At 50.2% G+C, this 25,897-nt stretch carries 25 protein-coding genes and 2 tRNA genes; 23 read left to right on the top strand and 4 right to left on the bottom strand.

The features are described 5' to 3' along the window. Window positions 1-44 precede the first annotated feature (44 nt). Window positions 45-1,730, top strand: coding sequence for a sensor domain-containing diguanylate cyclase (locus DFR60_RS23220; RefSeq protein WP_110325016.1), 1,686 nt, complete (start codon window positions 45-47; stop codon window positions 1,728-1,730). Between the two features lie 92 nt (window positions 1,731-1,822). Here the strand turns inward: DFR60_RS23220 and hpf are convergent, their stop codons facing one another. Next, the gene (hpf, locus tag DFR60_RS23215; RefSeq protein ID WP_002601527.1) at window positions 1,823-2,350 is read right to left on the bottom strand and encodes a ribosome hibernation-promoting factor, HPF/YfiA family; all 528 of its coding nucleotides are present in this window, start codon (window positions 2,348-2,350) and stop codon (window positions 1,823-1,825) included. A gap of 618 nt (window positions 2,351-2,968) precedes the next feature. Between hpf and secA the strand changes: the two genes are divergently transcribed. From secA to DFR60_RS23185, 6 genes are all read left to right on the top strand, one after another. Beyond that, a complete protein-coding gene (gene secA, locus DFR60_RS23210; RefSeq protein ID WP_110325015.1) occupies window positions 2,969-5,539 on the top strand; it encodes a preprotein translocase subunit SecA in 2,571 nt (856 codons plus the stop codon). Between the two features lie 101 nt (window positions 5,540-5,640). Further along, window positions 5,641-6,754 (top strand): peptide chain release factor 2 gene (prfB, locus tag DFR60_RS23205; RefSeq protein WP_110325104.1). Its coding sequence is split into 2 segments (ribosomal slippage): window positions 5,641-5,715 and window positions 5,717-6,754, totalling 1,113 coding nucleotides; the frame shifts between segments, so codons are not numbered across the junction. 105 nt (window positions 6,755-6,859) lie between these two features. Then, window positions 6,860-7,303, top strand: a complete 444-nt coding sequence (locus tag DFR60_RS23200) for an ACT domain-containing protein (protein ID WP_002601524.1) — start codon at window positions 6,860-6,862, stop codon at window positions 7,301-7,303. A gap of 5 nt (window positions 7,304-7,308) precedes the next feature. Beyond that, the gene (locus tag DFR60_RS23195) at window positions 7,309-8,523 is read left to right on the top strand and encodes a homoserine dehydrogenase (RefSeq protein WP_110325014.1); all 1,215 of its coding nucleotides are present in this window, start codon (window positions 7,309-7,311) and stop codon (window positions 8,521-8,523) included. A gap of 178 nt (window positions 8,524-8,701) precedes the next feature. Continuing rightward, complete coding sequence (locus DFR60_RS23190) at window positions 8,702-9,910, top strand: aspartate kinase (RefSeq protein ID WP_002601522.1); 1,209 nt, start codon at window positions 8,702-8,704, stop codon at window positions 9,908-9,910. Between the two features lie 16 nt (window positions 9,911-9,926). Then, window positions 9,927-10,289, top strand: a complete 363-nt coding sequence (locus DFR60_RS23185; RefSeq protein WP_025530113.1) for a DUF2752 domain-containing protein — start codon at window positions 9,927-9,929, stop codon at window positions 10,287-10,289. Between the two features lie 90 nt (window positions 10,290-10,379). On the opposite strand, the gene DFR60_RS23180 is transcribed toward DFR60_RS23185, so the two are convergent. Both DFR60_RS23180 and DFR60_RS23175 read right to left on the bottom strand, forming a co-directional pair. Continuing rightward, on the bottom strand, window positions 10,380-10,766 hold the full coding sequence (locus DFR60_RS23180) for a hypothetical protein (RefSeq protein WP_002601520.1): 387 nt from the start codon (window positions 10,764-10,766) through the stop codon (window positions 10,380-10,382). A 214-nt stretch (window positions 10,767-10,980) separates the two neighbouring features. After that, window positions 10,981-11,847, bottom strand: a complete 867-nt coding sequence (locus DFR60_RS23175) for an Rpn family recombination-promoting nuclease/putative transposase (protein ID WP_167437698.1) — start codon at window positions 11,845-11,847, stop codon at window positions 10,981-10,983. Window positions 11,848-12,223: 376 nt separating this feature from the next. Between DFR60_RS23175 and DFR60_RS23170 the strand changes: the two genes are divergently transcribed. The 9 genes from DFR60_RS23170 to ispD all read left to right on the top strand — a co-directional run bounded on the left by DFR60_RS23170 (window position 12,224) and on the right by ispD (window position 20,472). Continuing rightward, window positions 12,224-14,365 (top strand): Tex family protein, encoded by a 2,142-nt coding sequence (locus DFR60_RS23170; protein WP_110325012.1) that lies wholly within the window; start codon window positions 12,224-12,226, stop codon window positions 14,363-14,365. A 9-nt stretch (window positions 14,366-14,374) separates the two neighbouring features. Next, window positions 14,375-14,926 carry a YcxB family protein gene (locus tag DFR60_RS23165; RefSeq protein ID WP_243005161.1) on the top strand — a complete coding sequence of 184 codons (552 nt, stop codon included), beginning with the start codon at window positions 14,375-14,377 and terminating at the stop codon, window positions 14,924-14,926. A 41-nt stretch (window positions 14,927-14,967) separates the two neighbouring features. Next, window positions 14,968-15,396 (top strand): tRNA (adenosine(37)-N6)-threonylcarbamoyltransferase complex ATPase subunit type 1 TsaE, encoded by a 429-nt coding sequence (tsaE, locus tag DFR60_RS23160; RefSeq protein ID WP_110325011.1) that lies wholly within the window; start codon window positions 14,968-14,970, stop codon window positions 15,394-15,396. After that, window positions 15,393-16,106, top strand: coding sequence for a tRNA (adenosine(37)-N6)-threonylcarbamoyltransferase complex dimerization subunit type 1 TsaB (gene tsaB / locus DFR60_RS23155; RefSeq protein ID WP_110325010.1), 714 nt, complete (start codon window positions 15,393-15,395; stop codon window positions 16,104-16,106). The genes tsaE and tsaB overlap by 4 nt, the downstream gene beginning before the upstream one ends. A 36-nt stretch (window positions 16,107-16,142) precedes the next feature. Beyond that, entirely contained in the window at window positions 16,143-16,595 is a 453-nt protein-coding gene (gene rimI / locus DFR60_RS23150) for a ribosomal protein S18-alanine N-acetyltransferase (RefSeq protein ID WP_110325009.1), read from the top strand. 127 nt (window positions 16,596-16,722) lie between these two features. Further along, complete coding sequence (locus DFR60_RS23145; protein WP_110325008.1) at window positions 16,723-16,965, top strand: hypothetical protein; 243 nt, start codon at window positions 16,723-16,725, stop codon at window positions 16,963-16,965. Between the two features lie 683 nt (window positions 16,966-17,648). Further along, the gene (locus tag DFR60_RS23140) at window positions 17,649-18,554 is read left to right on the top strand and encodes a ribonuclease Z (protein ID WP_002601512.1); all 906 of its coding nucleotides are present in this window, start codon (window positions 17,649-17,651) and stop codon (window positions 18,552-18,554) included. Between the two features lie 113 nt (window positions 18,555-18,667). Next, window positions 18,668-19,705 (top strand): tRNA (adenosine(37)-N6)-threonylcarbamoyltransferase complex transferase subunit TsaD, encoded by a 1,038-nt coding sequence (gene tsaD, locus DFR60_RS23135; protein WP_002601511.1) that lies wholly within the window; start codon window positions 18,668-18,670, stop codon window positions 19,703-19,705. A gap of 53 nt (window positions 19,706-19,758) precedes the next feature. Then, window positions 19,759-20,472 carry a 2-C-methyl-D-erythritol 4-phosphate cytidylyltransferase gene (gene ispD / locus DFR60_RS23130; protein WP_110325007.1) on the top strand — a complete coding sequence of 238 codons (714 nt, stop codon included), beginning with the start codon at window positions 19,759-19,761 and terminating at the stop codon, window positions 20,470-20,472. Between the two features lie 73 nt (window positions 20,473-20,545). Here the strand turns inward: ispD and DFR60_RS23125 are convergent, their stop codons facing one another. Further along, window positions 20,546-20,869, bottom strand: a complete 324-nt coding sequence (locus DFR60_RS23125; protein WP_002601509.1) for a helix-turn-helix domain-containing protein — start codon at window positions 20,867-20,869, stop codon at window positions 20,546-20,548. A 183-nt stretch (window positions 20,870-21,052) separates the two neighbouring features. On the opposite strand from DFR60_RS23125, the gene DFR60_RS23120 reads away from it, so the two are divergent. From DFR60_RS23120 to DFR60_RS23085, 7 genes are all read left to right on the top strand, one after another. After that, window positions 21,053-21,322: a hypothetical protein gene (locus DFR60_RS23120; RefSeq protein WP_110325006.1), complete on the top strand. Its 270-nt coding sequence runs from the start codon at window positions 21,053-21,055 to the stop codon at window positions 21,320-21,322. A 305-nt stretch (window positions 21,323-21,627) separates the two neighbouring features. Continuing rightward, window positions 21,628-22,329 (top strand): 5-oxoproline transporter, DUF969 family subunit, encoded by a 702-nt coding sequence (locus DFR60_RS23115; protein ID WP_198292943.1) that lies wholly within the window; start codon window positions 21,628-21,630, stop codon window positions 22,327-22,329. A 17-nt stretch (window positions 22,330-22,346) separates the two neighbouring features. Next, window positions 22,347-23,291 (top strand): DUF979 domain-containing protein, encoded by a 945-nt coding sequence (locus DFR60_RS23110; protein WP_110325005.1) that lies wholly within the window; start codon window positions 22,347-22,349, stop codon window positions 23,289-23,291. Window positions 23,292-23,325: 34 nt separating this feature from the next. Then, a complete protein-coding gene (locus DFR60_RS23105) occupies window positions 23,326-24,309 on the top strand; it encodes a 2,5-dihydroxypyridine 5,6-dioxygenase NicX family protein (RefSeq protein ID WP_110325004.1) in 984 nt (327 codons plus the stop codon). Window positions 24,310-24,538: 229 nt separating this feature from the next. Next, window positions 24,539-25,183: a pyroglutamyl-peptidase I gene (gene pcp, locus DFR60_RS23095; protein ID WP_110325003.1), complete on the top strand. Its 645-nt coding sequence runs from the start codon at window positions 24,539-24,541 to the stop codon at window positions 25,181-25,183. Between the two features lie 352 nt (window positions 25,184-25,535). After that, window positions 25,536-25,621, top strand: a tRNA-Ser gene (locus DFR60_RS23090). Between the two features lie 48 nt (window positions 25,622-25,669). Then, window positions 25,670-25,758 (top strand) — tRNA-Ser (locus DFR60_RS23085). Window positions 25,759-25,897: the final 139 nt, after the last annotated feature.

The raw sequence follows: 25,897 nt of genomic DNA, 5'->3' as shown, positions 1-25,897 counted from the left end.
CATCTGGTGCGTTTTAATGGAAAAATAACAGGGGGATATTACATATGCAGCGGGGAAAACAGTCGTTATGGAGGCGGAAGATTGTTTTTGTGGTGGTGTTTTTAGTGGTTAACCTCATATCCATTGCATTTCTGGCGGTGAGAGAAAAAGCGGCGGTGAATCAGAAGTTGTTTGATCAGGCAGCCGAGACGGAGGCACAGTTTGGAGGAATCATGGAGACGTATGAACGTTCCTTCCAGCTTTTTGCACACATGATGGCGCGTGAAATCGAACATGAGCCGGATCCGGACTCCGTAAGCGCCTATTTAAAAGGGCTGGATGCCTCTCTCCTCAATATCGTGGGGGAGACGTACGACGGACTTTACATGTATTATAAGGAGCAGTACTTATACAGCTGGGACACGCCCTATTCCGTCTATGAAGATTCCGGTTATGTGGTAACAGAACGGCCATGGTATCAGGACGCTGTGGCGGGCAAAGGGGAGATCGTCTTCACACCGCCTTACATGAGTTACGCCAACCACTATATTCTGACGACCATTTCGCAGCTGCAGGCCGATGGGGAAACGGTCTTCGCTTATGACATCAAGATGGAGGACATTCAGAATCTGGTCTCCTCCATGGAGCAGTTCGAGCAGGAACAGATCCTGATCTATGACGGCGCAGGCACTGTGGTAGGCAGCACGGTACCCGGTTATCTGGGCGGAAACTTACAGATTTCGCTGGAGAAGGCGGCGCAGAATATGGAAGACGCCCAGGTGGAGCTGGAGGCTCTGAAAAAGGATGGCGGCGCCGAAACGGCCGGGGCAGAGGACACAGACAGGACAGAAGACGCTGCCTGGACAGGGGACACGGCCAAGTCTGAAGAAATCTCCAAAGCAGAAGAAAAACGGGACTCGGCCGCTGCATTTCTGGAGTTTCGCCAAAGGCTCAGCGAATGGGTCGGGGCCTCCGGTGATTTGAGCGGGTCCGCGAAGCCGGTCACCATGGATGGAAACCGGTACTACCTCTATAACCATCAGACAGCGGGCTGCGGCCTGATGGTTCTCGTACCGGAAGTGACCATGCTGAAGGCCACTGTCGGCACCTGGCTGGTACCGTTTCTGGTGATAGAACTGATCTTAATTTACGTTCTGGGCAGCGTGGGAAGAGAACTGAGAAACCGGGAGCTGCGCGCGGCTTACGTGAAGATGGGGCTGATCCAGAAACGGCTGGAACTGGCGCTGTCGGCCGCACAGAAGGCGGCCGCGGTCGATGACCTAACCGGCCTGATGAATTTCAAGTCATTCCAGAAAGAGGTGGGAGAGCAGCTGGATACCATGGATGAGAAGGACAGCGGAATTCTAATCATGATTGACGGCGACCACTTCAAACGCGTCAATGACAATTACGGTCACAGCGTCGGGGACGAGGTGATCAGGCTGTCCGCGCAGATGATCATCGGACGTATCAGGACCGTGGACCTTGCGTCGAGGCTGCACGGGGATGAGTTTGCCATCTTCGTATCCAATACGGATAATTACGATGTGGCCAGAACCATTATGGAGGACATCAACGCATCGATTGCCAAAGAGGCGGAAAAGCGGAATATGCCGGCCATCACGCTGTCGGCCGGCGCGGTGACGGCCCGCCGGGGAGATCGTTACACGGAACTGTTCAAGGCAGCCGACGAGGCATTATACCAGGCGAAGAAGACCCATAACGGCGGCTTCGCCAGCTTCGAGGAATGATAGAAGCGCGGGCCAGTGCACAGGCCAAAACGTAAAAAAATAAGGGTTCCGGATATCCGGAACCCTTATTCTTACTTAAAACTTATCTTCGATCAGAACTCCGGTTCAATGAGACCGTATGTTCCGCCTTTTCTCTTATAAACCACGTTCACTTCCTCGGTATCCGCATTTAAGAATACGTAGAAGTTGTGTCCGAGAAGCTCCATCTGTACACAGGCTTCTTCAGGATCCATAGGTTTTACAGCAAATTTCTTGGATTTTACAATCTGGATTTCTTCTTCTGCGGAAGCGTCTTCCTGTAAGAAGGCTTCTGAGAAGGAAGGTGCGGATTGTTTCTTATCAATCAGCTTGTTTTTATATTTTTTCAACTGGCGTTCCAGGATCTCTTCTACGAGATCGATGGATACGTACATATCACTGCTTGATTCTTCTGCTCTGATTATATGTCCTTTCACCGGAATTGTTACTTCGATTTTCTGAATATCTTTCTGTACGCTGAGTCTTACTACAGCTTCTGTCGCGGGTGCAAAGAAACGGTCCAGTTTACCAAGCTTGTCCTCGACTGCTTCGCGCAACCCCTGTGTTACCTCAATATTTCTTCCTGTAATTGTAAAACGCATAAGTCTTCAGCTCCTTTTTCTTGAGATGTTATCAGTATACCATATTTATTTGAAAAATTCAATTATGTTACGAAAATATCAAGACAATTAATCTAAATTTTTTGTAAAATGTTTCTACTTATAAATGCCCAAAATATTGAGAAACTATATATTGGGGTACAAAAAAGTCAAGGGAAAAATTGTATTTTTTGTCGAAATAAGTAAGTTTATGACAAGTACACAAAAATTGAAAGGGAAAATCGTGTCTGGTGGAAAAAGGGGATTTCCGGCGAAAAGATGTGGATAATGTGGATAACTCGGTGTATAAGTCGTTTTTGCCCTAAATATTGGGTTTGTGGGTGGGGATAAAAATGGGGGAAATGTGCACAGAAAGATGTGGATAATGTGGATAAGTAGAAAATCGAACAGATTTTTTGTGCAACTTGCCAGGTTTACCATAATATACATTGATTTTGTCGAATTGTGGTGCCGGCCAGACGCCCCAAGCGGGTGGAAGAATGTCCGAACTATTAGCAGAATGTTAATTTTTTATGAATTCATTGAATTAAAAATGAGTTAGTGCTACAATATACAGGATTATACTGTGTTTATTTAGTAAGAAGAGTAGGAGAATGAATCATGAACCTCGTTCAAAAGGTATTTGGAACTCATAGTGAAAGAGAATTAAAGTTAATCAATCCGATTGTAGATAAGATAGAGGCACTCCGTCCGAAGATGATCGCACTGACGGATGAGGAGCTGAGGGACAACACACGGCTTTTTAAAGAAAGGCTGGCAGCAGGTGAGACCCTCGACGATATTTTGCCGGAGGCATATGCAACGGTTCGAGAGGCAGCAAGACGAGTCCTGGATATGGAACACTTCCGTGTACAGTTAATCGGCGGCATCGTACTCCATCAGGGACGTATTGCCGAGATGAGAACAGGTGAAGGTAAGACCCTCGTGTCTACCTGTCCGGCTTACTTAAACGCATTGGCGGGAAAAGGCGTACAGATCGTTACGGTCAACGACTATCTGGCAAAGCGTGATGCGGAGTGGATGGGACGAGTTCATGAATTCCTTGGACTGAAGGTAGGCGTGGTGTTAAATTCCATGACTTCGGATGAGAGACGCGAAGCCTATAACTGTGATATTACCTATGTTACGAACAACGAGCTTGGATTTGACTACTTGAGAGATAACATGGCCATCTATAAAGAACAGATGGTATTGAGAGAACTTGATTACGCAATCATCGATGAGGTGGACTCCGTATTGATCGATGAGGCAAGAACACCGCTTATCATTTCCGGACAGAGCGGAAAGTCCACGAAGCTTTACGAGGTCTGTGACATTCTGGCCCGTCAGTTAGAGCGGGGCGAGGCATCCGGAGAATTCTCCAAGATGGCGGCCATCATGGGCGAGGAGATCGAGGAGACCGGAGATTTCGTCGTTGATGAGAAGGACAAGGTTGTAAACTTGACCGAGCAGGGCGTTGACAAGGTTGAGCAGTTCTTCCACATTGAAAATTTATCCGATCCGGAAAACCTGGAGATTCAGCACAACATTATCCTGGCTCTTCGTGCCAATTACCTGATGTTCCGTGATAAGGATTACGTAGTAAAGGATGACGAGGTTCTGATTGTTGATGAGTTCACGGGACGTATTATGCCCGGCAGACGGTATTCCGACGGCCTGCATCAGGCCATCGAGGCCAAGGAGCACGTGAACGTCAGAAGAGAGAGCAAGACGCTTGCAACGATCACATTCCAGAACTTCTTTAATAAATATTCGAAGAAATCCGGTATGACCGGTACGGCTCTGACCGAGGAAAAGGAGTTCCGCAACACCTACGGTATGGATGCCATTGAAATCCCGACTAATAAGCCGATCGCCCGTATTGATATGGAAGATGCGGTTTACAAGACGAAAAAAGAAAAATTCAAAGCCGTGTGTGATGAAGTGGAAGAGGCGCATAAGAAAGGACAGCCGGTTCTTGTAGGTACGATTACCATTGAGACCTCCGAGATGTTAAGCGGCATGTTAAAGCGCCGCGGCATTCCGCATAAGGTTTTAAATGCCAAGTACCATGAGCTGGAGGCTGAGATTGTAGCTGATGCAGGTGTTCACGGGGCAGTTACCATTGCGACCAACATGGCCGGTCGTGGTACCGATATCAAGCTGGATGACGAGGCGAAGGCTGCGGGCGGTTTAAAGATCATCGGTACGGAGCGTCATGAGTCCCGCCGTATTGACAATCAGCTGCGTGGGCGTTCCGGACGTCAGGGCGACCCGGGTGTTTCCAGATTCTACATTTCCCTGGAAGATGATTTAATGAGACTCTTTGGTTCAGAGCGTTTGATGAATATGTTCACTGCGCTGGGCGTGCCGGAAGGCGAGCAGATCGAGCACAAGATGCTTTCTAATGCCATCGAAAAGGCTCAGATGAAGATAGAGACCAACAACTACGGTATTCGTGAGAACCTGTTAAAGTATGACGAGGTTATGAACGAGCAGCGTGAGGTCATTTATGCGGAGCGCCGGAAAGTATTGGACGGCGACAACATGCGTGACGTAATCTTAAAGATGGTGACCGATATCGTGGAGAACGCGGTCGATTTGTCCATTACTGACGAGCAGATGCCGGAAGAATGGGATTTAGGCGAGCTGAACACGCTTCTTCTTCCGATCGTTCCGATCAAGCCGGTTGTTCTTCCGGAAGATAAGAAGATCAAGAAGAACGAACTGAAGCATATGCTGAAAGAGGAAGCCATCAAGCTTTACGAGACGAAGGAAGCGGAGTTCCCGGATGCGGAGCAGATCCGTGAGATCGAGCGTGTCATCTTATTAAAGGTCATCGACAACAAGTGGATGTCCCATATCGACGATATGGACCAGCTGCGCCAGGGCATTGGTTTACAGGCTTACGGCCAGAGAGATCCGCTGGTAGAGTATAAGATGAGCGGCTATCAGATGTTCGATGAGATGACGGCAGCTATCCGCGAAGATACGGTGAGAATCTTAATGCATATCCGTGTCGAGCAGAAGGTGGAGAGAGAGCCTGCGGCCAAGGTAACAGGGACCAACAAGGACGACAGCGCCGCCAAGGCGCCATCCAAGCGGGCGGAAAACAAGATTTATCCAAACGATCCGTGTCCATGCGGTTCCGGTAAGAAATATAAACAGTGCTGCGGCCGCAAGGTGATATAGGCGTCTGTATTATTCTTTTGAATGAAAAGGGTTCAACCGACGAAAGGATACAGGTTGGACCCTTTTTAAATAAAATTAATTATAAGAAAGTGGGTGACACAGTGGTAGAGTTAGACCAGTACAAATATGAATTATCTACGTTTGAAAAACCATTAGTGGAAGTGAGGGATTCACTTTGACTTAGATAATAAGTTAAAGAGGATTGATGAGCTTGACAAATCCATGGAGGAACCGGGCTTCTGGGAAGATCCGGAAAAGTCCACGAAGATCGTACAGCTGGCGAAGAACTTAAAAGACACTGTAAAAGGCTATAAAGACCTGGAGCAGCAGTTTGAGGACATCGGCGTGATGATCGAGATGGGCAATGAAGAGAACGACCCGTCTGTGGTTCCCGAAGTGGAAGAGATGTTAAAGGAATTTAAGGATAAGCTGGAGGAGATGAGGATCAACACGCTTCTGTCCGGCGAATATGACAGCGATAACGCAATTTTAAGGCTGAATGCCGGCGCCGGCGGCACCGAGTCCTGTGACTGGTGCAGCATGATTTACCGCATGTACTGCCGTTGGGCTGAGAAGAAGGGATATTCCGTGGAAGTGCTGGATTATCTGGACGGTGAAGAGGCCGGAATCAAGTCGGTCACGATCCAGGTCAACGGAGAGAATGCCTTCGGATATTTAAAGTCGGAGAAGGGCGTCCACAGGCTTGTCCGGATCTCCCCGTTCAACGCGGCCGGTAAGCGTCAGACCTCCTTTGTATCCTGTGATGTGATGCCGGATATCGAAGAGGACTTAGATGTGGATATCAATGAAGAGGACTTGAGGATCGACACGTACCGTTCCAGCGGCGCGGGCGGACAGCATATCAACAAGACCTCATCCGCTATCCGGATTACCCACATTCCCACCGGAATCGTGGTGCAGTGCCAGAATGAACGGTCCCAGTTCCAGAACAAGGACAAGGCCATGCAGATGCTGAAGGCAAAGCTGTATCTGTTAAAACAGCAGGAGAATGCGGAGAAGCTGTCCGATATCCGCGGCGACGTGACGGAGATCGGCTGGGGCAACCAGATTCGCTCCTATGTCCTGCAGCCATACACCATGGTAAAGGACCACCGGACCAATGCCGAGACCGGCAACGTGAACAGCGTGCTGGACGGAGCACTGGATCTGTTTATCTACGCTTACCTGCGCTGGATCAGCACAGGACAAATGTAAAATTTTTATAAAAAATAGTTGCATACCCTGAATAAATATGATAATATCTTCCCTATGAGCACAGATGTATTTCTATTGCGGACACAGAAGGGAAGATATTTTTTTATGGAAGAAAAGAGCAAATATTTCGTGGTGAAGCAGAAGGCCGTGCCGGAAGTATTACTGAAGGTGGTCGAGGCTAAGAAGCTTTTGGAATCAGAGCGAGTCATAACCGTTCAGGAGGCGACTGACCGTGTGGGAATCAGCCGCAGTTCTTTTTATAAGTACAAGGATGATATCTTTCCATTCTATGATAACGCGAAGGGAAAGACCATCACACTCGTGATGCAGATGGACGATGAGCCGGGATTATTATCCGATTTGCTGCATATTGTGGCAGTGTACCATGCCAATATCCTGACGATCCATCAGAGTATTCCGGTAAATGGGGTGGCTACGCTGACCTTAAGCGTGGAAGTCCTGGAAAGCACGGGCAATGTATCCAGGATGGTAGAGGACATGGAAGAGAAACACGGGGTTCACTACGTAAAAATATTAGCCAGGGAGTGATAATTATGATTCATGTTGCAGTTATGGGCTACGGCACTATCGGTTCCGGTGTGGTAGAGATCTTGGAAAAGAATCGCGAAACCATCACAAAGAGGACCGGCGATACCGTCAATGTAAAATATGTACTCGATTTGAGAGAATTTCCGGGAACACCGGTAGAGAATAAGATTGTTCATGATTTTTCGGTCATTGAGAATGATCCTGAGGTTACCATGGTAATCGAGACCATGGGCGGACTGAATCCGGCCTATCCCTTCGTGAAGGCCTGCTTAGAGGCGGGAAAGCACGTGGCCACCTCCAACAAGGCGCTGGTCGCTGCACACGGAACAGAGCTCTTAAGAATTGCCGGAGAGAAAAACGTCAACTTCTTCTTCGAAGCCAGTGTGGGCGGCGGTATTCCGATTATCCGTCCGCTGTACACCTCTCTTGCGGGGGAGGAGATCGAGGAGATTACCGGTATTTTAAACGGTACGACAAACTATATTTTAACGAAGATGGATAAAGAGGGAGAGACTTTTGAATCCGCTTTAAAAGAGGCTCAGGACTTAGGCTATGCCGAGAGAAACCCGGAAGCCGACGTGGAAGGCCACGACACCTGCAGAAAGATCGCGATTCTCACCGCCATGGCGACCGGCCATGAGGTTGATTATGAAGACATTCATACGGAGGGCATCACCTCGATCTCAGACGTGGACTTTAAGTATGCCGAGAAGATGGGAACCTCCGTGAAGCTGTTTGGCTCCAGCCGCATAAAGGCTGGGGAGATTCACGCCTGGGTGGCGCCGGTCATGATCGGCAAGGACCATCCACTCTACTCTGTGAGCGATGTGTTCAACGGAATTCTGGTGAAGGGCAACATGCTTGGAACCTCCATGTTCTATGGCAGCGGCGCGGGAATGCTTCCGACAGCCAGCGCAGTGATCGCCGATATCATCGAAGCTGTTCAGAACAGAAACCGCCACGTGGAGATGGGCTGGGATGACAGCCGGCTTGCCATCGCCCCGACCCAGACGTCTTCCTGCCGGTTCTTTATCCGGATCAAGGGGATTGCCGAGGAGCGTCTGGCGGAGGTTTTAAAGGTATTCGGAGATGTCACAGTGATCGAGCTGGATCATATGGACGAATTCGCTGTGGTGACCGATGTCATGACGGAAGCGGAGTATGAGAAGAAGGCGAAGGAGCTGTCCGGAATCAGACAGCGGATCAGAGCGGAAGTATAAAGTTTGTTACTGCTCACTCCGTGACCAGCAACACGCGTGGCGATGCACAGAAACGGAAAAAGCACCGTTTCGCGCTGCTGCCCTCGGGTTTTCTGTGACTTCCGCTGCGCTTCACTCACAAAAAACACCTCGCGGGATACTGGCCGTGAATCGTAAGTTTTCAGAAAGGACCGCATCCATGTTAATCGTAAAGAAATTTGGCGGAAGTTCCGTCGCGGATAAAGACAGAATATACAATGTGGCAAGACGCTGCATTGAGGAGTATGAAAAAGGAAATGAGGTCGTGGTCGTCTTATCGGCCATGGGAAAGACGACGGATGGCTTAATTGCAAAGGCTCGTGAGATCAATCCCAATCCCCCCAAGAGGGAGATGGATATGCTTCTGGCCACCGGAGAACAGACCAGCGTCGCACTGATGTCCATGGCCATGAGCGCGCTGGGGGTGCCTGCCGTGTCCTTAAACGCAGCACAGGTTGCCATGCACACCACATCGGCCTACGGCATGGCCAAGTTAAAACGGATCGATACCGAGCGCATCCGCCATGAACTGGATGCCAGAAAGATCGTAATCATCACCGGTTTTCAGGGAATTAACAAGTACGATGACATAACGACTCTGGGACGCGGCGGTTCCGATACTACCGCGGTGGCGCTTGCGGCGGCTCTCCATGCAGACGCCTGCGAGATTTACACCGATGTGGATGGTGTATACACAGCGGATCCGAGAATCGTACCCAATGCGAGAAAGCTTGCCGAGGTATCCTACGACGAGATGCTGGAATTTGCCTCTCTGGGAGCCAAGGTATTACATAACCGTTCCGTCGAGATGGCGAAGCGGTACGGAGTTCAGTTAGTGGTCTTATCGAGCCTTACGAGGGCGGAAGGTACTATCATCAAGGAGGAAACAAAAGTGGAAAGAATGCTGGTTAGCGGTGTGGCCGCGGATAAGAATGTGGCCCGTATCTCCGTGATCGGAGTGAAGAATGAACCGGGTATCGCTTTTAAAATATTCAACCTGCTGGCGAGACACCACATCAACGTGGATATCATCATCCAGTCTATTGGCCGGGAAGAGAGAAAGGATATCTCCTTTACCGTGGCGAGAACGGATCTGCAGGAGGCCATGACGCTGCTGAATGAAAACCGGGAAGTCCTTACGGCTCAGACCATTGCCTGTGAGGAAGGCGTGGCGAAGATCTCCATCATCGGCGCGGGGATGACCAGTAATCCGGGCGTGGCCGCCAAGATGTTTGAGTCTCTCTACAGTGCCAATGTCAATATCAAGATGATTGCAACGTCAGAGATCAGAATTACCGTGCTCATCGCGGAAGAAGACGTGAACCGTGCCATGAGAACCGTCCATGACGCGTTTGATTTAGCAGACTGATCAGGGCAGAGTCAGAATGATTAATGAGGTCTTTGGCTTTATAAAAAAACTGCTGGGCATCGGAATGCCCTGCGCGTTCCATTCGCTGACCGGGCTGTACTGCCCGGGATGCGGGGGGACGAGAGCCGTGAGGGAACTTCTCTACGGCGATCTGCGCATGAGCTTTCAGTACCATCCTCTCGTGCTCTACGGGGCTGCCGTCGTTCTGCTGGAGCTGGTATCCTGGGGCGCGTCCCGTGTCTTTCACCGTCCGGGGCTGCATATCAGGCGGTATAATCTCTTTATCCTGATCGGCGCGGGTATTGTGGTGGGAAACTGGTTTTACAAGAATTACATGCTGGTGTTCCGCGGAGTGGATTTGCTGCCGCTGCTGAAGTAAGATGTACTGGAGCATATGAAAAGAGCTCCTGGGAATTGGATATTATCTTTCCAATTTCCAGGGGCTCTTTCTTCTGCAAATCCGCTGAGATTATTGAGTTGGAAACAGCGCAGCCGGATTCTGCAGCGCTTCCATCAAATCACGGAAATATTTGCCGGCCATGGTGTCAGTCCCCATAACATCGTAAACGATAATGATAAAGAATGTCATGAGCAGACCGCAGACCGCCGCCAGAATCGACAGGATCAGCCCAAGCTGCGCCTGCTGTGTAAACGGCTTTCCTTTTTTGGACGCTACGGCACAGGCAATTCCCAGAAGGCCGAGAGTCAGTCCTGCCGGAAGGCCCCAGATGGGACCGCACATGCAGTTGCCTATAAGGCCCAGACCGCCCAGAAATACCGACCAGGAGGCCCAGAGGGTTCCTGGTGACGGCATATTCGGAAGCAGGCCGTTGTTTTTATTGTTATTATCTTCCATTGTATAAGTACCTCTTCTGAATGCTATTGTATGATTGTAGCACGAAAATGGCCGCATGTCCAGTAGGAGGGAAGGCAGAGCGGCCCCAGATTGAGGCAGCATACATGGGGGACTAATGGTAATATTTGACTGTCGGAAATGATATCCGGCAGATGAAACAGGGCTGTGACACGAAATAAAATCTGTGTCACAGCCCAATTCCGGCATGTGGTATTTATCTATGCTGTATACAGTTTATAAAATCTTCCAGAGATTGCGCTTTGGCGGCATATTTAAGCCATGCCTTCAGGGTATTCATGTCATGCTGTCCTAAAACAGAAGCACGCAGCTGTTCCGGCACTTCCCCAAATTCCTCCAGAAGTTCCAGAACAGATTCCGCTTTACCCTGAGCAAGCCCCCGGCCTCTTTCATAATCACGTATGGTCGCTTCATCGTGTTCCCGTTTCTCGCGCATAAGGTAGTGGTAACGTTTTTCCTTTTCGGCATTAATTTTTTCTAATTCATCTACAGCTGCTTTCATATACTCATTTCTTTCTGCCATTTTCTTAAGCACCTCCCAATCATCAGCAGAAATCATCTGTGCCCATGCATAGATTTCCGACTTCCGTTCTTCCGGTGTTGCCTTCGATAACTGGCTTAATTGTAACACGCGCAGGCTCATTTTGTCACTATATAACCGGTGCGTTTTTCTGTCCCGGAATTCGATAACCGAGTACCAGGTTCCATCCTCAAACAGTGGAAAGGCCAGAATGCTGATATGAATGGTGGCATCCAGCATTTTGTATGGAGTTCCCTTTTCCAAACCCTCAACAAAATACTTCGACAGGTAAAACAGGCTTCTTTCTTCCCAATTGGCAAATGGCAGAACCTGAATTTCGATATTAATTTTTCGGTCCCTGTTCAATAGAAGTTTGACATCCAGTATGCCTTCTTTATCTTCAGCGTATTCGCCCGGAAGAAATGAGTCCCTGATCTCTAATTCGCGGATATCGGCAGGATCGATATCCAGCAGTGCACTGAGCAGACCAGTCAATGCAGCCTTATTATGAAACGTAGTCTTAAATGCAAAATCATTGATCAAACGGATGTTCAGCCGTTCGTTGCTGTCCGCCAGTTTACGGATTGCATTCTCATTCATACTCATCTCGCCATAACGGTGACTTATTCTAACAGTCATAAGTTGAGCCTCCTTAGTATTTAATTGGTTAAACAGGATTATCCGGAAGAACCTCCAGAAAGACAACTGTAGAAACAGCTGTATGATTCTGCCTGAGCAGAAAAGAAATAGAATAAAATCAGTATATCAGATTTTTCATAAAAATAAAACCGGTTTTTACAGGAGGAAGAGATTAATAATCAGGATATCCCAGATCCTGTCAAATCCCGTCTTGCATAACCTTCCTGTATGAATTATAATAATTAAATTGAGTCAAGTATTAAGACATAAGGGGAAAAACATGGATATTATCAGGGCACTACAGGAAGAACTGGGAATCGGCCGCGGCCAGGTGGAAGCGGCTGTCAAACTGATCGACGAGGGCAACACGATCCCGTTTATTGCCAGATACAGAAAAGAAGCGACCGGATCATTGAATGACGAGGTTTTGAGGAATCTGGATGAGAGACTGCGCTATCTGCGCAATCTGGAAGAGAAGAAGGAGCAGGTGATTTCTTCGATCCGCGAGCAGGAAAAGCTGACTCCGGAACTGGAACAGCAGATTCTGGCGGCAGCCACACTGGTGGCTGTGGAGGATTTATACCGTCCGTACCGCCCGAAGCGCAGGACGAGGGCGACCATAGCCAAGGAAAAAGGGCTGGAACCGCTGGCAGATTTAATCCTGCTTCAGCAGATAAAAGGCTCTGTTATCGATGCAGCCAGGGATTATATCTCCGAGGAGAAAGGCGTCGCCACGGCGGAGGAAGCCGTGGAAGGAGCCAAGGATATTCTGGCGGAGCGGATCTCCGACAATGCGGAATACCGGACATATATCCGAAAGACGACGATGAGCCAGGGCAGCCTCCAGTCGGTGGCAAAGGACGAGAAGGCGGAGTCGGTCTATGAGATGTACTATCAGTACGAGGAGACCATCAAGAAGACGGCGGGCCACCGGATTCTGGCCCTGAACCGTGGGGAAAAAGAGAAGTTTCTGACTGTAAAGGTGCTGGCTCCTGTGGAACAGATCATCCGCTTTCTGGAAAAGAAAGTGATCGCAAAGGACAACCCCAATACCACGCCCATTTTACGAGAAGTGGTGGCAGACAGCTATGACCGTCTGATCGCGCCTGCGATCGAGCGGGAGATCAGAAACGACTTGACGGAGAAGGCGGAGGACGGCGCTATCAGGGTGTTCGGAAAGAACCTGGAGCAGCTTCTGATGCAGCCTCCAATCGTGGGCCGCGTCGTCATGGGATGGGACCCGGCGTTCCGTACCGGATGCAAGCTGGCCGTGGTGGACGAGACAGGAAAGGTGCTGGATACCGTGGTCATCTATCCGACTGCGCCCCAGAACAAGGTTGAGGAAGCAAAGGTCATCTTAAAGAAGATGATTAAAAAATACAACGTTTCCCTGATTTCCGTGGGAAATGGAACGGCTTCCAGGGAGTCGGAACAGATTATTGTGGATCTGTTAAAAGAACTGCAGCAGCCGGTTCAGTATATTATCGTCAATGAGGCGGGCGCTTCCGTATACTCAGCCAGCAAGCTGGCCACAGAGGAGTTTCCGCAGTTTGACGTGGGACAGAGGAGTGCGGTCTCCATCGCGAGACGGCTTCAGGATCCGCTGTCGGAGCTGGTGAAGATCGATCCCAAGTCAATCGGGGTGGGACAGTACCAGCATGATATGAATCAAAAGCATTTGAGCGAAGCACTGACGGGAGTCGTTGAGACCGCCGTAAACCGGGTTGGTGTGGATTTAAACACCGCCTCGGCCTCGCTGCTTGAATACATCTCCGGAATCACGAAGACGATTGCTAAGAATATCGTGACGTACCGGGAAGAAAACGGGGCCTTTACGTCCAGAAACCAGCTGTTAAAGGTGGCGAAACTGGGACCGAAGGCGTACGAGCAGTGCGCGGGCTTCATGAGAATCCAGGGAGGCAGGAATCCTCTCGACGGCACCAGCGTGCATCCGGAGAGCTACGAGGCGGCCGGAAAGCTGCTGGACAGGCTGGGCTACGACGTGGCCGAGCTGGCTCACGGCGGGATCAAGGGAATCGGCAAGAAGGTTACAGGCTATAAAAAGCTGGCTGAGGAACTGGGAATCGGAGAGATTACCCTTCAGGATATCGTAAAAGAACTGGAAAAACCGGCCCGTGACCCGCGAGATGAGATGCCGAAGCCGATCCTGCGCACGGATGTGCTGGATATGAAGGATTTACAGCCGGGCATGGTGTTAAAGGGCACGGTGAGAAATGTCATCGATTTCGGCGCATTTGTGGATATCGGAGTTCATCAGGATGGACTGGTCCACATTTCGCAGATGTCGGAAAAATTTATCAAGCATCCACTGGAAGCGGTCAGTGTCGGAGATATCGTGGAAGTCAAGGTGATCAGTGTGGACGTGGCAAAAAAACGTATCGCGCTGACGATGAAATTATAGGAGGTGCGTATGGAACAGGAACCAATGGAGCGGGAGCCGATGGAACAGAAGCCAATGGTACAGACAGACCCGGTGGCATTTACGGTGAAGCTGAGCGCTAAGGACTTATGGAAATTTTCCCTGTACCACTCCAACAAAGGAATGCTGGGCATATTCAATGTGATTTTCAGCCTGGCGGCCATCTTTCTGCTGGTTACCACCTGGGGGTCCAACACGGCGATGTACCGGGCGCTGCTTGTTATCTGCGCGCTGATGTTCACTGTGTGGCAGCCATTTCTCCTGTATCTGAAGGCGGCCAGGCAGTCTAAGAGTCCGGTTATCCAGAATCCGATGAACCTTTCCTTCAGCAGGGAAGGCGTCGTCGTGACTCAGGGAACGGAGCGTCTGGAGCTCATCTGGGAGAACATCGGACGGGTGGAGCGGATCCGGGGAATGATGATTGTATACATGGACAAGGTACACGCGTATCTGCTCCCGGATTCCATTACAGGGGAGAAGAGAGAGGCGCTGTCGGAACTGTTCCGGGAGAGCCTGCCGGCGGAGCGGAGAAAGAAGATATAAGAGGCAGCAGGGCCGGTAAAACGGTATGGAGGAAAGAATAAATGGTAACAGAGACATGGACACCGGAAGAGACGTATGCCCTTGGCAGACGGCTGGGGGAGGCGGCAAAGCCGTCTTCCGTATACTGTTTAAACGGTGATTTGGGAGTTGGAAAGACTGTATTTACGCAGGGATTTGCCGACGGTCTCGGTGTGGAAGGACCGGTGGACAGCCCGACCTTTACCATCGTCAAGCAGTATGACGACGGCAGGATGCCGTTTTACCATTTTGATGTTTACCGGATCGGTGATGTCAGCGAGATGGACGAGATCGGCTATGAGGACTGTTTCTACGGAGACGGCGTCAGCCTGGTGGAATGGGGCGGCCTGATTGAGGAAATTCTGCCGGAGGATGTGATCACGGTGAAGATCGAAAAGGATTTGGAAAAAGGATTTGATTACAGAAGGATTACTGTGGAGGGACTGGAATGAGGATATTAGGGATAGAGAGCTCGTCGCTGGTGGCATCGGTGGCCGTAGTGACGGACGGTGTGGTGACAGCGGAATATACGGTGAATTTTAAGAAAACCCATTCCCAGACACTTTTACCCATGCTGGATGAGATTGTCCGCATGGTGGAGCTCGATTTAGAAACCGTAGATGCGATTGCCGTGTCCGGCGGACCGGGATCGTTTACCGGTCTCCGTATCGGTTCCGCCACAGGGAAGGGGCTTGGGCTGGCGCTTAAGAAGCCGCTTATCCATATCCCGACGGTAGATGGTATGGCGTACGGCATGTACGGCTACGGCGGCCTGGTCTGCCCGATCATGGACGCCAGAAGAAACCAGGTCTACACCGGTATCTATGACAACCGGGAGGGATTTACGGCTGTCAGGGAGCAGTGCGCCATGGACATCGATGAACTGGTGGATGAATTAAACAACATGGAAACCCGGGTGGTGTTCCTGGGAGACGGAGTTCCCGTTTACAGAGAGCGGATCGCGGAACGCATGACCGTCCCGTTTTCATTTGCTCCGGCGCATGTCAACAGGCAGAGGGCCGCGGCTGTGGCGGCTCTGGGCTGTATCTATTACGAAGAAGGGCGAATCGAGACGGCTGAAGAACACGCGCCGGATTACTTGAGAAAGCCCCAGGCTGAGCGGGAACGGGAAGCTGGCACTGCGCCCCATAATTTCCTGTGATACAGTACTGGAGCGTGGACAAAGGAGAGCGGTTGTATGCTTAGAGAAATGATTCCGGAGACGGATATGGACTGTGTCGCTGAGATGGAGACGCAGTGTTTCAGCGATCCGTGGACGCCGGAGATGATTCTGGATTCCCACCGCACGGGACTGGATACATGGCTGATTCTGGAAGAGGAGGATGAGGCTTCCGGATACTGTGTGTTCCGCACCATTGCAGGCGAGGCAGAACTTCTCCGGATCGGCGTGCGTCCGCCTTTAAGGGGTCTCGGGTATGGGAAGAAACTGATGGATGGCGTGGTCGAAAATTCCAGAAAAAATGGGGTGACAGCCATCACTCTGGAGGTGAGAGAAGGCAACACACCGGCCAGAAGCCTATATAAATCCTATGGTTTTAAAGAGGAGTGCCTCCGCAGTGATTATTACAGGGACCCAAAGGAAGATGCTGTGATCATGTGGAACCGTGAGATTTCAAACATTTACCACTAAAATTTCACCATGGCACCGTTTATAATGTAGGGGTATCCGGTAAGGATGCTCCTTTTCGCATCTGCAAAATCAGACAGCGGCGAACTGGAGAAATCCGGAAAGTGCGAAAAAGAAAGGTGAGAGTAGGATGAGAAAGTACACAAGCGGCGGCCAGCTGGAGGCAGTTGTATGCAACTGCTGCGGCAAGAAATTGATTGTAGTGGATGGAATCGTGAGGGAAGGTGTTTTAAGCATCAATCATGCGTGGGATTTTTTTTCGGAAAAGGATGGGGAGATTCACCATTTTGATTTATGTGAACCGTGTTATGATGTAGTAATCAGTGAGTTTAAGCTTCCAGTGGACGTGGAGGAGCAGAAGGAATTTCTGTGAATAGGTAAGAATGGTAACGCTCCATGGCTTCCGTGCAGTCCAGAGCGGGGGATAGACAGGTAAAAGAAATCATCTTCGCTCCTGTTCATACCCCTCTCCGGACTGCACGGAAGCCATGGGGCTGTATACAGGAGGCGTTGGAAAACAGGATAAACGAAGTTTTCCCGGCGCGGTCCGGTAACTGAGGGGATTGGCAGAAAGTTAATAGATTACCTGGAAAATATAGTTTGTGCCGATGCTCACAAACTATTTTTATTTCACAGGAAAGTTCGTCCTATGAAACAAAAACCCTCCGGGGGACAGCGTGCCCCGCTTTATCGGGTATGCGCACTCCGCGCTTAGGAAATGAAATATAGCCGCTGAAGCGACCGCGCTCCGGCGCGCGAGTCCGGCTTGACGGACTCTTTGGCATTGCAGATTTCAATCCGGAAGCAAAGCGTTTTTATGAAAGAAATGGCTATCGGCAGGCGGGAGAGATTCCCGGCCTTTACAGAGATGGAATAACGGAATACATCATGATGAAGGAAAAATGAGTGAAGTCCGGCCGGACAAAGACCTCTTGATTATTTATGCCAACCTGTGATATGATTTCGGTTAGGCGGCAGCGCAGTTGCTGTGTCCTTTTGGATTCGTGATCCGAAAGATGGACTGAAATAAATAATGAAAGAAACGAGGATCTGTCTATGTTAGATATATGTTTGCTGGGCACGGGAGGTATGATGCCTCTGCCGTATCGGTGGCTGACTTCCATGATGGCGCGCTGTGATGGAAGCAGCCTTTTAATCGATTGCGGCGAGGGAACGCAGATTGCGCTGAAGGAAAAGGGATGGAGCCCCAAGCCGATTGACGTCATCTGCTTTACTCATTACCACGCGGACCACATCAGCGGTCTGCCGGGACTTCTTTTAACCATGGGAAACGCGGAACGGACAGAACCCCTGACCATGATCGGCCCCAGGGGGCTGGAGCGGGTGGTGACGGCGCTTCGCGTGATTGCACCGGAACTGCCCTTTGAGCTGAAATTCATCGAGCTGAGTGAGCCGAGAGAACAGCTTAAGATGGGGCCCTACGTGATTGACGCGTACCGTGTGAATCACAATGTGGTCTGCTACGGATATTCCATTTCCATTCCGAGAACGGGCCGTTTCGATGTGGAACGGGCGAAAGAGTATGAGATCCCTCAGAAATTCTGGAGCCGTCTGCAGCGGGGAGAGACTATGGAAGAGGACGGAAAGGTCTTTACACCGGACATGGTTCTGGGCCCGACGCGAAGAGGTTTAAAGGTTACGTACTGTACCGATACGAGACCGGTTCCGGTGATTGCCGAATATGCGAAGGATGCGGATCTCTTTATCTGTGAAGGCATGTACGGCGAGGACGGCAAGGAGGCCAAGGCCAGGGAATACAAGCACATGACCTTTTACGAGGCGGCCAGGCTGGCGAAGGAAGCGAATCCGAAGCAGCTGTGGCTGACCCATTACAGTCCCTCCCTGACGAGGCCTGAGGAGTTTATGGACAAGGTAAGAGAGATCTTTCCGCGGGCAAAGGCGGCGAAGGACGCATGGACCGTAGAACTGGAATTTGAGTAACGATTCAGCCGTGCGGCAGTATGTACGGGCTTCATGTTTTCATGCTTTTCGAAAACATGAAGATGCACGGCTGAACCGTTACGAATTTGATGAAGATTGATGAGGCAAATGAAATGAAAAAGAATCATACTGAGGAAGATGTCTATATACTGGCGATTGAGAGCTCCTGTGATGAGACCGCGGCGGCGGTGGTGAAGAACGGCCGGGAAGTGCTGTCCAACATCATTTCCTCCCAGATCGCACTCCACACCATCTATGGCGGAGTGGTGCCCGAGATCGCGTCGAGGAAACATATTGAAAAGATTAACCAGGTGGTGGAAGCGGCCCTTTCAGAAGCGGGGATGACACTGGAGGAGATGGACGCTGTCGGCGTGACCTACGGGCCAGGCCTGGTAGGCGCGCTTTTGGTGGGCGTAGCCGAGGCAAAGGCCATCGCCTATGCGGCTAAGAAGCCGCTGGTCGGAGTCCATCACATCGAGGGGCACGTTTCCGCCAATTTCATCGAACATCCGGAGCTGGAACCGCCCTTTATGTGTCTGATTGTCTCAGGCGGCCATACGCACCTCGTTGTAGTGAAGGATTACGGTGAGTTCGAGATCCTGGGCAGAACGAGAGACGACGCGGCGGGAGAGGCCTTCGACAAGGTGGCCAGGGCTGTGGGACTGGGATACCCGGGCGGTCCGAAGATCGATAAGGCAGCGAAAGAGGGCAATCCGCAGGCCATCCGTTTCCCGAGGGCAAAGGTGGAGGCCAACGTCTACGATTTCAGCTTCAGCGGCCTCAAATCGGCCGTGTTGAATCACATCAACCATGCGAAGATGATGGGGGAGGAGATCAATGTTCCCGATTTGGCAGCCTCGTTCCAGAACGCGGTTGTGGATGTGCTGGTGAGCCATACGATAGCAGCGGCGAAGGAATACGGATTTCACAAGGTGGCGATCGCCGGAGGCGTGGCATCCAACTCCGCTCTTCGTGAGGGAATGAAGAAGGCGTGCAGCAAGGCGGGAATTGATTTCTATTATCCATCCCCCATTTACTGTACGGACAACGCCGCCATGATCGGCGTTGCGGCCTATTATGAATACATGGGCGGCGCCAGGGCGGGCTGGGATTTAAACGCAGTGCCGAACCTGAAGCTGGGAGAACGTTAAACGGCGAATAGAGCCGGAACCAGGGACTGAAAGAAGGAGGAGGATACGTGGAGATGCGGGAATGCAAAAATACGGCGGCCATCGTTCTGGCTGCCGGAAAAGGAACGCGCATGGAAAGCGATATTCAGAAGCAGTATCTGGAATTGGGGGGAAAGCCTCTTATTTATTATGCGTTAAAAGCATTTGAAGACAGCCCGGTAAAGCAGGTTATTCTCGTCACCGGACGGGGAGAGACCGGGTACTGCAGAACAGAGATTGTGGAGAGATTCGGCTTTCAAAAGGTCAGTAAGATCACGGAGGGCGGCAGAGAGCGGTATCACTCCGTGTTTGAGGGGCTGAAGGCGGTGACAGACTGTGATATTGTCTTGATCCACGACGGCGCAAGGCCCTGTGTCACGGGTGAGATTATTTCCGCGGCTATAGAGGGAGCCGGCCGTTACGGTGCCTGCGTGGTGGGAATGCCGGTGAAGGACACGGTGAAAATGTCCGATGACGATGAATTTGCCGTCATGACACCCGACAGAAGCCGTCTCTGGCAGATTCAGACGCCCCAGGCCTTCGATTACAGCCTGATCTTCAGCGCTTACTCGAAGCTGCTTTCATCGGAAGTGTATCAGACCGGAGTGACGGACGACGCCATGGTCGTGGAGAGTATGACGGACCGGAAGGTGAAGCTGATCCGCGGCGACTATTCCAATATCAAGGTGACCACGCCGGAGGACATGGATCTGGCGGAGGTATTGCTGAGAAGAAATCATATGATTTAGCTGACAATAAAAAAAGAGTACGGACAGAAAAAAGAGTTTGACCGGGTGATACCAGTCAAGCTCTTTTTGCGGCTTATTTTTGCCCTGCCTTCAACAGATCCTTTATCAGGAGATGTAGATGATCCAGCTGCTCACGATTCAAGTGCTGTGCATCTTCCATAATATCTTTTAGTTTGGCAGGACAGGGTCTCTCCACAGCAAAAAAGTCGGAGGGTTCGATGTTTAAATACTCACATATATAAAAGAACCCCATCATGGATGGGAGAGAGGTCCCATTTTCTATTTTATGGATATATGTGGGGTTCTGGCCCAGTGACAGACTCATGTCCCGTGCGGATACGCCTTTTTGTGTCCGCAGCTCAGAAAGACGTTTTGCAAAATTGAAGTCGATATACATAAAATACCCCCTTCCAGTTTCATAGTATTGCATTCAATGAAATATATGTGGCAAATAATGCAATCCCTCACTTGACATATTGCATTGATTACAATATTATTAACCATATGGAGTATTAAATGTATGATGCGAACACATTTCTCAAAATGCACCGGAATAACGAATGAATAGGAGCGTGAAACAATGGAAAAAATACGGGAAGGAAGTGACAGAACTGATTTGCTGGAGCAGTTAAGTTCCAGAATGGGCTGCCAGTATTTATCCGATTTACGCGGAACGAAACGCAGGTTCCAATGCCGCGCCGCTCTTGACGAGATTCCAGCCGAGGAATATACCACAGAGACCTGGAATGATGCAATCTACTATATTACCGGCGAAAAGACGGAGTATTCCACATCAACAGAGGCCAAAAAAGGTCTGGTGATACGCCTTGAGAAGAACAGTCAGAGGTGATGAGAAAATGAAAACGCCCCCCTCGTATGCATTTTGGGGAGATTTCAGCAGGTAAAAGATATCCACAGAATATCTACTGAGAGAGAAGTTTACGGCTCTTTCAGAATGTATTCTGTGGATATCTTTTTCTGTTTTTCCCTGCTCCGAATTGTGATAAGGAGGGGGAAATACCGACGCGAATCCCGAAAAGACGGTGGAGCGGCGCTGGTATTCCGGTTGAAAAACCCCCTTCGCTACTGTATAATAGAAAGATAACGATCGCGCGCTTAAGCTGCGTGTGGGGAAAACTATATTTAGGAGGTAGTATGATGGAGTATCTGAAACTTATCGGAATTGTAATCGTCATTGTCGGCTTTGCATTAAAGCTGGATTCTATTCTGATCATCTTTCTGGCAGCTGTTTCCACGGCTCTCGTCGGAGGACTGGGAGTAGGCGGACTGCTGGAAAACCTGGGAAGCAATTTTGTATCAAACAGAAGCATGGCTATTTTTATTATTATCTTACTTGTGACCGGAACGCTGGAGCGCAACGGGCTTCGTGAGGCGGCCGCGGACTTTATCCGCAAATTCAAGAATGTGACCGTCGGAAAGCTTGTATGCATCTATGGAGCCATGCGTTCCTTTTTTGGTGCGTTTAACGTGGGATTCGGCGGTGTTGCCGGCTTTATACGTCCGGTACTTCTGCCTATGGCGGAAGGCGCCATCTCCGAAGATGACGAGCCTGCGGATGAGGACTACATAGAAGAGGCGAAGGGAATGGCTTCCGCTATGGAGAACATCAGCTGGTTCTTTTTCCAGGTCCTGTTTGTAGGCGGTTCCGGCGGACTTCTCGTCCAGGGTACATTAAAGGGACTGGGTTATGAAGTAGAGCTCATCGATCTGGCCAAGGTGGAGATTCCGGTGGCTTTGACGGCGCTTGTCGTCGCCTGCATCTATTTCACTCTGAAGGACAAGCGTCTCAGACAGAAATATTTAAAATCCGGCAGATCAGAAAAAGGAAAATCATAACCAGGAGGTAGTCACTCATGTCATTTTTTATGGATTCAGCAATTTCACTCAGCAGTAAGCTGCTGGAGTGCGTATATATCATCATCGGCCTGATTACCATTTACGCAGGCGTTAAGAATTTACTGGACAAAGAGAACCCGGCCCGCTACGGAACGTTTGTATTCTGGACATCCTTCGGTATCGTATGTGCTCTCGGCCACTGGCTTCCCACCAAGGTATCGGGAACTCTCGTCATCATCATGATCATCCCGGCTATCTTCAAACGTGTAAAAGTTGGAAAACAGACGATTCCGACAAAAGAATATTCAAGGAAGCAGTATGAGAAAATCGGCATGAAGATTTTCCTTCCGGCTCTGACTATGGGTGTGATGTCTCTGGCCTTCGCGCTGCTGACCAAGATCAGCGCTCTGGTGGGTGTCGCTGTCGGCGTTATCATCTCTATCCTCCTGTTAATGGCTTATTCGAAGGACAACCGTCCTTCTACGTTTCTCAAGGATTCCGAGCGTTTCCTGTCCATGATGGGACCGCTCTGTATGCTGCCGCAGCTGCTGGGAGCACTGGGAGGCGTGTTTACGGCCGCCGGCGTAGGTGAGGTAATCGGAAAGATTGTCTCAGGTATCGTCCCTCCGGGAAATGTAACCATAGGAATTATTGTATTTGCCATCGGCATGGTATTATTTACGGCCATTATGGGCAATGCTTATGGAGCGATCACGGTTATGACGATCGGCATCGGAGCGCCCTGTATCTTAAACTACGGCGCGGATCCGGTGGTAATCGGCATGATAGCTTTAACCTGCGGTTTCTGCGGAACGCTGCTGACACCGATGGCGGCCAATTTCAACATTGTGCCGGTAGCTATCCTGGATATGAAGAACCGTTTTGGCGTAATCAAGAATCAGATCGTCGTAGCGCTCATTATGATTGTCGTTCAGATTATCTATATGATCGCGCTGCACTAAAAATCAGAACATAGAGAAATGGAACGTAGAGCACATGGAACTGGAAGAAGGAGCAAAAATTATTATTAACCGGTGGCTGAAGCTGAAGCCCTGGGACCGCCTCATGATCGTGGCAGGGGAGAAGAACATGGCCGAAGCGGAGGTATTAAAGCGTCAGGCGGAAAAACGCACCCACGCGGTCAGTATTCTGCTGGTAGAACGTCAGGGACAGCATGTGGGCGTCTTCTTTGACCAGCATCCCGATATCTTTGATTCTTACAACGCGGTGCTTGCGGCTACGGAGTACAGCCTTGTGACGACGAAGGCGGCCAGAAATGTGATAAAGCGCCGGGCAAAGTTTCTCTCTCTGCCCCTTTCCACCAATAACGGACAATCCATGCTGACCTTTGATTTCCTGAAAATGGACGTTAAGAAGTCGAAACTGACAGCAGAAGTAATTATGAAATACTTAAAGTCCTCGTCCCACATCCAGATCAAGACGGATGCGGGAACGGACCTGACCCTGATGAAGAGAGGAAGAATGCCCGGATTTTTCAACGGGGTAACTGCAGATGGAGGCGGATTTTCCTCGGCCAGCATAGAGGTCTATATTCCCGTGGAGGAATGCGGTACCAATGGAACGATGGTGATCGACGGTTCTCTGGGCTATATCGGAGCGGCCAGGGAAGATACCCGGGTCGTCTTCAAAGAGGGACGAATCGTGGAGATCGAGGAGACTCCCACAGGTAAACGCCTGAAGGAGTATATGGAAGGCTATCACGATTCCGGAATCTATGTGGCGGGCGAGCTGGGGATCGGTTTAAATTCCTACTCCCAGTGCGCCGGCCGGTGTTACATTGAGGACGAGTCCGCCTACGGTACGTTCCATATCGGCCTGGGCAGAAATATCGCGCTGGGCGGAAACCATGAGGCGAACGGCCATTTTGATCTGGTAGCGAGGGAACCGAACCTCTTTGCGGACAACCGCCAGCTGATTCAGCAGGGGAGAATTATCATACCGGAACCTGTGTTTTTCTAGTACTGCATTGCGTAAATAACTGTGATATAGTGCTTGATATCTGCGTCAGGTGTGCGTCCGCGGAGCGACGGCGTAGTGGATCCTACGGTTAGCTTCGCGGGCGTGCTCCTGGCGTAGATAGCGAGTGCTATATCACAGGAATTTACGCAATGCAGTACTAGACAGGGCCGGGAAGTGTGATTCCCATAACTGTTTCTGTATATCTTAAGAAAAATGGAGAGAATAAAACATGAAGATTTTAGTGACAGGTTTTGACCCCTTTGGGGGAGAAAAAGTAAATCCGGCGTATGAGGCGGTGAAGCTTCTTCCAGACACCATACATGGTGCGGAGATCATCAAGCTGGAGATACCCACGGTATTTTCTAAATGCGGCCCGTCTGTGGAAGAGGGAATCCGGCAGCATCAGCCTGACGTGGTTCTGAACGTAGGCCAGGCAGGCGGAAGAGCCAGCGTCACCATTGAGAAGGTGGCTATTAACTTTGCAGATGCGAGAATTCCGGACAACCAGGGAGAGCAGCCGGTGGACGAGCTGCTTCAGTCTGACGGAGAGAACGCTTACTTTGCGTCTCTGCCGGTCAAGGCCATGATGCAGAATGTCCGGGAGCATGGTCTGCCCTGCTCGATCTCCTATACAGCAGGAACCTATGTCTGCAATGCAGTGATGTATAATGTTCTTTATATGTGTGCGAAGCGCTATCCCAATATCCGCGCCGGCTTTATTCACGTACCATACGCTAGCGGCCAGGTAGTTGACAAGGCAGCGGGAACGCCATCCATGACCCTTGAGGCAATCGAAAAATCGATTGAGTATGCAATTGAGGCGATCGTGGACGAAAAAGTGGCAGACCGTGTCAGCGCCGGTGAGACGCACTGATCGTTCGTCACCCGCGATAGATAAGGGCAAAGCGCCGGAACAAAAGCGCACCGGATGCAGATGATCGGATTCCCAGATCACAGTCCCCCGCTTTTGTTCCGGACTGCCGTAATTACGCTGTGAGACACTGGTAAATGCACCGGCTGACGGGCTGGAAATGGCGGTAAAACACGGAAAATAAAAAAACTGGAAAAATTTGTTGAAATCTGTTGACAGATTGTAAAAACAATGGTAAACTAGCCGAGTTGCTTCTGATGGCAACCCGCTTTTAAAACCTTCCAGAGGTTGAAAAAAAGAGAAAAAAAGTGCTTGACAAAAGCGCGATTATCCCTTAAAATAGAAAAGCACGTTTGGAGAGGTATCGAAGTGGTCATAACGAGGCGGTCTTGAAAACCGTTTGTCCGCAAGGGCGCATGGGTTCGAATCCCATCCTCTCCGTTGGCAGGTTTGCCGCTGAATTTCATATAGAAATTAAATCAGCTAATTGCAGAAGTACCCAAGCGGCTGAAGGGGCTCCCCTGGAAAGGGAGTAGGCCGTTAGTAGCGGCGCGAGGGTTCAAATCCCTCCTTCTGCGCTAGCGTTTACGCCGGACATGTTATCCCGGAGTTAGATGCGCACAGCACTTTGAAAACAGAAGATTGAACAGTATGTAAAACCCTGAAAATTCTAATAAAACAAGCCATTGTTTGATGGCTTTGAATGAGAAAATTCAG

This window comes from Hungatella effluvii, assembly GCF_003201875.1.
Taxonomy (GTDB): domain Bacteria; phylum Bacillota; class Clostridia; order Lachnospirales; family Lachnospiraceae; genus Hungatella; species Hungatella effluvii.
The sequence above is the reverse complement of the archived record's forward strand: the minus strand, read 5'-3'. Positions and strand labels throughout refer to the sequence as shown.